The organism is Faecalibacterium sp. BCRC 81149, assembly GCF_022750605.1.
In the GTDB taxonomy this organism is placed as follows: domain Bacteria; phylum Bacillota; class Clostridia; order Oscillospirales; family Ruminococcaceae; genus Faecalibacterium; species Faecalibacterium duncaniae.
Map to the genome: position 1 here is coordinate 47,063 of NZ_QXJA01000016.1, position 6,393 is coordinate 53,455.

Annotated in this window: 2 protein-coding genes; both read right to left on the minus strand. The window is 52.2% G+C overall.

The window, feature by feature from the left end; translation table 11 throughout:
* Window positions 1-85: 85 nt before the first annotated feature.
* Window positions 86-418: a plasmid mobilization relaxosome protein MobC gene (locus tag D3F01_RS13935; RefSeq protein WP_005921755.1), complete on the minus strand. Its 333-nt coding sequence runs from the start codon at window positions 416-418 to the stop codon at window positions 86-88.
* The gene (locus tag D3F01_RS13940) at window positions 415-6,189 is read right to left on the minus strand and encodes a DEAD/DEAH box helicase family protein (RefSeq protein WP_242889316.1); all 5,775 of its coding nucleotides are present in this window, start codon (window positions 6,187-6,189) and stop codon (window positions 415-417) included. The genes D3F01_RS13935 and D3F01_RS13940 overlap by 4 nt, the downstream gene beginning before the upstream one ends.
* Window positions 6,190-6,393: the final 204 nt, after the last annotated feature.

Here is a 6,393-nt window from a genome sequence, read left to right on the forward strand (position 1 = left end):
CCCTTATTATAAAGGTATCGACTACTACGTTGCAAGGATGTCAAGCATTATATGTACACCCGCAGTCCTCCAACTGCGGGAATTTTTATAGCTCTGCCAGCTTGGAAAGAATTTGCTTGCCAATGTCGATCAGCTCATCCAGCCGCTGCCGCAGATCTTCCATGTCGGCGGCATAGACCTTGCCGCACTCGTTGGCACGCTTGGCGTACTGGTTCAGATTGTTGCTACACATCTGCAAGAGATATGCCATGCGTTGCAGTTCTTTCAAGTCGAGGTGCAGGCAATAGCCGTCCAGTGCCATCTTGCGGATATAGGCACTCAGGCTTCGGATGCCCATACTGAGCATCTTTTCATAGATACGGTTCTTTTCTGTTTTGCTCAAGCGCAGGATGATGGTTTCATCCCGCTTTTCTTTCATCGTGCATCACCATCCTTATCATAATAGCTACGGAACGGTTTGACAGGCTCCGGCTGATTGGTCTTTTCCCCCAGTGCAGCCAGCACAGACGGACGAGTTGTAGGTGTTTCGGTTTCCTCGGTTTCTTCGGGAGCATCCTGCGAGGAACTGCGGTCACGGTCGATGTTCAGCAAGGCGTTCAATTCAGCAAGGCGGGCAGACTTTTCGGCCAGTTCTTCCTCCTGTGCAAAGGGCTTTGCCACTTCGACCTCTGCGGCCTGCTTCTGCTGTTCAAGGTTTTGCAGAGCATTTTCGGCATCTGCAATACGGTCAGCGAAATTGTCGATGGCATTGTCCAGACGAGTGATATTGCCGCGCGCATCATCGCCCAGCGACACCGGGTAACTCAACTCTGCCCGGAGTACGGCCTGATGCTCGTTCTTGAAGCTGTCGAATCGAATGTTCAGTTCAAACCCACGGTAGGTGCCCAGCAGCATCATATCAGCATTGGGCATCTCTTGCCGAGCCAGCAGCAGCCGTTCGCCCGCAGCCTTTTTGTCATCGTACACCATGCCCTTGATGGTCATGCCGCAGAAGTTTTCTTTGTCCTGCGGGTGTGCTGCTGCAATCTGTGAATCCTGTTGTAAAGCAGCAATGCGGGTTTTCTGTTTCTGGATTTCTTCTGGGAATGTTTTGAGCAGCTTATCTTCCAGACGATATTTCTGATTCTGGAAGTCACCGCGCAGAACTTTCAATTTTGCCACCTGCACGTCCAAATCCATCTTTTCCCGGATGCGAGGGTCGCCTGCACACAGAGCCTTGATTTCTGCGTAAGATAAAGCCTGTTCGTCAATATCATCGCAAGATCGCATAGGCGATTTGCTCGTCATGATCTGCGAGATAAACTTCTGTTTATTCTCAAGGGTCTGATAGAGGTAGGCGTCAAATGTCGATTCCGTGACGTAGTTATAGACGTAGACTTGTTTGTTTTGGTTGCCTTGGCGGATGATTCTGCCGTTGCGCTGGGTCATATCAGACGGACGCCAGCCTACATCCAGATGATGCACCGCTACGAGCAGCGTCTGGACGTTGGTCCCTGCTCCCATTTTGGCAGTGCTGCCCAGCAGCACACGCACCTGTCCGCTGCGTACCTTGGAGAAAAGTTCTGCTTTCTTGTTCTCCGTATCTGCGTTGTGGATGAACTCGATCTCCTGTTCGGGCACACCGGCGTTGAGCAGCTTGGTGCGAATATCATCATAGACGTTGAACGAACCGTCCCCCTTGGGAGTAGACATATCGCAGAAAATCAACTGGGTCAGCTTCTGCTCCTTGGTGTCGTTCCAGATGCGCAGGACGTTGTTGACGCAGGCATTTAACTTGCTGTTGGGGTCATCGGGCAGAGCGGAATTCATCAACCGCTGGTCAAGACCGATTTTGCGGCCATCCGACGTGATTTTCAACATATTATCCACAGAGGGGTCAACAGAACCGCTGTGGACTTCGGCTGCACGTTCGCTCAACGCCTGCACCATGTCCTGTTGGATTTCCGAAGGTTTGACCACCACCGTCTCAAATTTTGCATCAGGCACCGGGAGATGAAGCTGATCGCTGGTCTTGATATCTGCTGCTTCTTTGAACATCGCCATCAGTTCAGGCAAGTTGAAGAACTTCGCAAAACGAGTGCGTGCACGGTATCCGGTGCCTTCGGGCGCAAGTTCGATGGCAGTAGTAGTTTCACCAAAAGTAGAAGCCCACGCATCAAAATGGGTCAACCCTTTCTGCTGCAAGGTGTTGTACTGGAGGTAGCGCATGAGGGTGTACATCTCGGTCATACTGTTGCTCAGGGGTGTACCCGTTGCAAAAATCACGCCACGGCCACCGGTGATTTCATCCAGATAGCGACACTTGCCGAACATATCGCTGGATTTTTGTGCCTCGCTCGTACTCAAACCTGCGACATTACGCATTTTCGTGTACAAGTAGAGATTCTTAAACGCTTGGCTCTCATCCACAAACAACCTGTCTACGCCCAATTGTTCAAACGTAACCACATCATCTTTACGGTCTGCGCCTTGCAGCTTTTCCAGTTTCTGTTTCAGAGACTTGCGCAACTTTTCCAGCTGCTTTACTGTGAAATGTTCGCCAACCTGTGCTTTCGCTTCTTCGATGGCCTCCTCGATTTCATCCATCTGTTCCTGAATCAGACGCTCCTGTCGTTCTGCGGACAAGGGTATCTTTTCAAACTGGCTGTGTCCGATGATAACTGCATCATAATCACCGGTCGCAATTCTCGCACAGAATTTTTTTCGATTACCGGGTTCAAAATCTTTCTTGCTGGTAACCAGCAGCTTCGCATGGGGGTACAGACGTAAAAACTCGCTGGCCCATTGTTCCGTCAAATGGTTTGGCACGACAAAAAGACTTTTCTGACACAAGCCCAGACGTTTCAGTTCCATAGCGGAAGCCGCCATCTCAAAACTCTTGCCAGCACCGACTTCGTGCGCCAAAAGGGTGTTGTACCCATACAGCACATGGGCAACCGCATTGCGCTGATGCTCTCGCAAATTGATCTCCGGGTTCATGCCCACAAAATGAATGTGACTACCGTCATACTCACGGGGGCGGGTGCTGTTAAAAAGCTCGTTGTACTTTTTTACCAGTAGGGCGCGTCGCTGTGGATCTTTCCAGACCCAGCCAGCAAATGCGTCCTTGATGGCCTGCTGTTTCTGCTGGGCGAGGGTGGTTTCGTTTTGATTCAGCACACGCTTTTCTTTCCCATTCTCCTCGATGGTATCATAAACGCGGCTGTCACGCAAATTCAAGGTATCCTCCAAAATCTTGTAAGCGTTGGCTCGGCGGGTACCGTAGGTTTCAGTGGCCATAATGTCACCAAAGCCAGTAGCAGATTTATTGCTGATCCGCCATTCGGAAGTGTAAGGGGAGTAGCGAACGGTGATGGCATTGTTGTAGCGGATACGATAGGGCGGCTGAAAAGTTTCCATCATGAACTGCTGTACGATAGAGGGGTCAAGCCATGTGGCACCCAAACGCACATCAATTTCAGATGCCTCCAGATCTTTGGGCTGTGCCTTGGTCAGTGCGTCCACATTAACCTTGAACTCCGGGTGACTTTCCGTAGCAAGCTGTGCCATCCGCAGCTTATCGCGTACATTACCCGAAAGGTATTCGTCCGCAGTCTGCCAGCCCGCTTCCGGGTCGGTGGGGTCGGCAGCAGGGTCCTTGAAGATCACACCAGACAATTCAGTGGTGATGCGCCCGTACTCGTCGGGGGTGCCCAGCAGTTCTGCCATATAGGGCAAATCCACTTTGCCATGCTCACCAATAGATACCGCCAACGCTTCGCTGGGGGTGTCCACGCTGGTGACGGTGCGCTCCGGGCGAATGGTGCGCTTGGTGAACATCGCCGCCTTGCTCTTGAGCTGCCCCTGCTCGTCCAGATTTTCCAGCGAACACAGCAGATAATACGAGGAATCCTGCTCAAACAGCCGCCCATTTTTGCGGTCGTTCAGCAGACCGTATTTTGCGGTAAAAGCATCGTAGGCGGCGTTCAAACGCTCCTGTGTTGCCTTGATATCCTCGTCCGGGTAGTCGTTCAACTGCTGGTCGATCAGGTCGTTGACGATCTGCCGCAACTCCACCATACCAGCTACACGGCCTTTGGCGTTGTCGGACAGTTCGATCTGCGTCATGATAGAGTTTTCTCGGTAGTAGATCTCGCCATCAACAACCGTATAGCTAAAATTCTTCACAGTCGGGTCTGCGGGCAGCGTTTTGCGCTGTGCTTCCGCATCTGCGACGTCCGGGGCAGCAATCTCCACCGCAGTGTAATTGCCCTCGATGTGCTGCACCGCCTCGGCAAGCTGGTCTGCAAGGCTGGTGCCCTCGATGGGTACAACGGTCAGGTCGTGACCATATTGGGTGCTTTCCAGTTCCAAATTTCCCAGCACCATTTCCGGGTGGCCTACAAAATAGCTGTTGAGAGTAAATCCATCCTCAGTCTGCCCTAACTGCACCCATGCAGGTTCGATGTCCGCAGGGCGGTCACGCTTTTGCAGGAAGATAATATCCGAAACGACCTCGGTGCCTGCATTAGCCTTGAACGCATTATTCGGCAGGCGGATAGCACCCAGCAAGTCGGCACGCTCTGCCATGTGCTTGCGGGCAGAAGAATCCTTGCTGTCCAGCGTGTAGCGGCTGGTAACAAAGGCCACGATGCCGCCCGGACGCACTTGGTCGATGGCTTTTGCAAAGAAATAATTGTGGATAGAAAATCCCAGCTTGTTGTACGCCTTGTCGTTGACTTTATAATTGCCAAATGGCACATTGCCAACGGCAAGGTCATAGAAATCGCGGCGGTCAGTGGTTTCAAATCCGGCAACTTTTATGCTAGCTTCCGGGTAGAGCTTTTGCGCAATGCGACCTGTAATGCTGTCCAGTTCTACACCGTACAGGCGGCTGTCTGCCATGCTGTCCGGCAACAGGCCAAAAAAATTACCAACGCCCATGGAGGGTTCCAATATATTGCCGCTGCGGAAGCCCATGCGCTCCGCAGCATCATAGATGGCACGAATAACCACCGGAGAGGTGTAGTGGGCGTTCAGGGTGCTGGAACGGGCGGCGGCGTATTCGTCCTCGGAGAGCAGCCCTTTCAGTTCGGCGTATTCCTTTGCCCAACTGTCTTTACCGGGGTCAAAGGCATCTGCCAGACCGCCCCAGCCCACATACTGCGAAAGCACCTGCTGCTCCTCGGCGGTGGCACCACGGTGCTCCTGCTCCAAAGTGCGCAAGGTCTGGATGGCTTCAATATTGCGGGCGAATTTCTGCTTGGGGCCTCCGACACCCAAATTATCATCCGTGATGTGAAAATTTCCTGCGGCTTCCGGCATCGGTTCAGCGTTCAGGGCTTCGTCTGCGGCAGCAGCATCCGGAAAGGTCTGCCACTCGCCATTGACCTCCACAGAGATAGGCAACTTGTCCAGTTCCTCATCAGGTGTAGGTTCATCCCGCCGCAGACCGTCCTCGAATTGCTGCTTGTTGAGTACCTCGTTATCCCACGACTGCCCATGCGCGCTGGTGTCGATGCGCACATCGGTTTCGCCAACATAGCCGATTTTGCCTTCGATGGTTCGGGTAGGAAGGTCAACAACAACTTCGTCACCGACCTTGTAATCAACAGCCTTTTCAGGAGAAACGTCAATAATTTCATCCTGCTGCTGTTCATACAGTTCCCGGATATTGGGCAACCGTTCAACCCGGAAGATGGGCTGTCCGCTGTTGGTCAAGTCCATGTCCTGCAAGCTGACGGATTTGAACATGAAGTTGACGTGATCCACACGGAAATCCCGGCCATCTAGCTTGATGATGATGCCGATCGGCAGATAATCTTCCTCTCGCAGATATTTTGTCTGATGGTGGGTACCATCTCCGCCCTGTCCGGCTAGATAGATGCTGTTGCCCTCGGCCCACAGCTTCTGCGATTTTGCTACCCACTCTCTGCGCAAAAAGCCGGTCACTTTGACTTTTCCCAGCGCATTTTCCTGTGACAGCAAATTAGAACGAAAAACTTCCTTTACAGTGATTGCATCTTTGTCATAGAACAGAAAATATCCGCCCAGTTCAAAGCCAATCAGGGTATTGGGGTACTGCTCTTTCAGAGCATTGTATTCGGCAGCGGCATCACCATCCAGCATTGGGAGCTGTCGTTCCGCTTCCTGCACGGCGGCACGATGCTCTTTTTCCTTATCAGTCAGGTAGCGGTCAGACTGAATCATCAGGTCGATGTATTTCTCGACCTGTGTCCAGCTTAACGTAACCTTTTGATGATCCGGGTAGTGGTCAAATTCAAGTCCTTTTCCATCATGATTTACAAAACCGCTGCTGCCATCCAGAAAATCCTGCGAATGTCCGCCGATGCCGTACTCTTTCGCCAATGCTTTAGCGCGGAGTTTGCGGTCGGGCTGTGTCTGGTACAGTTC

Excerpts from the sequence above, each read along its gene's own strand:
- D3F01_RS13935 (WP_005921755.1), bottom strand. The coding sequence starts at position 418 with ATGAAAGAAAAGCGGGATGAAACCATCATCCTGCGCTTGAGCAAAACA.
- D3F01_RS13940 (WP_242889316.1), bottom strand. The coding sequence starts at position 6,189 with ATGATTCAGTCTGACCGCTACCTGACTGATAAGGAAAAAGAGCATCGT.